Origin of the sequence: Frankia gtarii, from assembly GCF_025403375.1 — a bacterium.
Taxonomy (GTDB): Bacteria; Actinomycetota; Actinomycetes; order Frankiales; family Frankiaceae; genus Frankia; species Frankia gtarii.
Window position 1 is genome coordinate 1 of record NZ_JAMPTM010000544.1, and the last position, 1,266, is coordinate 1,266.

Annotated in this window: 1 pseudogene; it reads right to left on the reverse strand. The window is 66.7% G+C overall.

Annotation, left to right across the window (positions count from 1 at the left end):
* Positions 1-1,104 (reverse strand): annotated as a pseudogene (locus tag NBZ83_RS32205) (hypothetical protein); the annotation flags it as partial.
* Positions 1,105-1,266 lie beyond the last annotated feature (162 nt).

Consider the following 1,266-nt stretch of genomic DNA (forward strand, 5'->3'; position numbering starts at 1 on the left):
CACCGGCGGGGACGGTGGCCCGGTCGGACGGGGTCGGGGGCGAACGTTCTGGCCGGGATCGCCGCCCGGCATCGAGGGGGGAAGGAAGACCGCGGGAGGCGGCGGGCCGGTGGCCTTACCGCTGGCGAGATCGTGCATAGGTACCGCCGGTATCGGTTGGAGGAACTGGGGGGTGGTCCGGCCGCGCGGAGGCTGCCGTAGCGGCCGGCGCGTGATCGGGTTCTGTGCCTGTCGCCGAGGAGGAGGCGTCTGGCGGCGGCGGCCGGTGGGGGTGCGCTGGGGGCCGCGGCCGAACCGTCCGCCGCCCAGCAGACCCAGGGCGCGACCGGTGACGTAGGCGCGCACGATCCGGCCCAGAACGCTGCTGCCGCCCTGGCCGATCTTTGGCATCATCCAGAACGGGATCTTGAACAGGAAATAGATCAGGGTGATGGCTGCCAGCAGGTTCACCAGCCCGTCCGGTTTCGGGCCGAACACGGTGAAACCACCGGGGGCGAAGAACACCTTGAAAGACGCGATGAGAACGAAGGACTGGGCGATCTGGATACTGATGCAGGCGAAGAATGCCTTCCACCACCAGTACGCGACCTTCTCGGTCTGCGGTAGAGCGTGTCCCGCGAGTGCCAGCGGTGCGGCTCCGATCAACGCCACGGTGATCGTGACCCGGGCAATGTAGGTGCACAGCAGCGCGACGATCGAACCGGCGAGAAACAACCCCAGGAAAATGACGAAGATGCTTCGGTTGACGACACCTGTGGCGCCGGTGGGCCCGATCGGTGGCGCGATCGCGCCGAGAATGATGTTCCGCAACTGTTGGGAGGCCGTGTTCGGGTCGAGTCCTTGCCCGAGGATCGCGGCGGGCAACGGATTCGCGATTTCGATGATCTTGCCGGCCAGGAACTGGGACAGGGTCGCGGCCAGGAACCCGAGGGGAATGCGGGGAGCGATCTCCTTGATGGACGTCCGGGCCTGCACCGACTGGAACGTCATGATCGTGATCCCGCCGATCATGATGAGGATGCTGTAGGAGGCGACGGTGATGCCCCACGAGGTTGTCCACAGTTCACCGATCGCCGGCAGCTCCGACGGTTTCGGTGTGGTCAACAGCGTGCGACCCAGCAGATCCAACAAGGGGTTGAGAGCGGCGGTCACCAAGCCCCGGAAAAAGCTGTTGATCGCGCTGGTGATACCGCGGGTGATCCAGCCGACAATTCCGCCGCCGCCTCCGTCGCCGCCGGTATCGGGCGCGGTCGGGGTGGTGTGCGG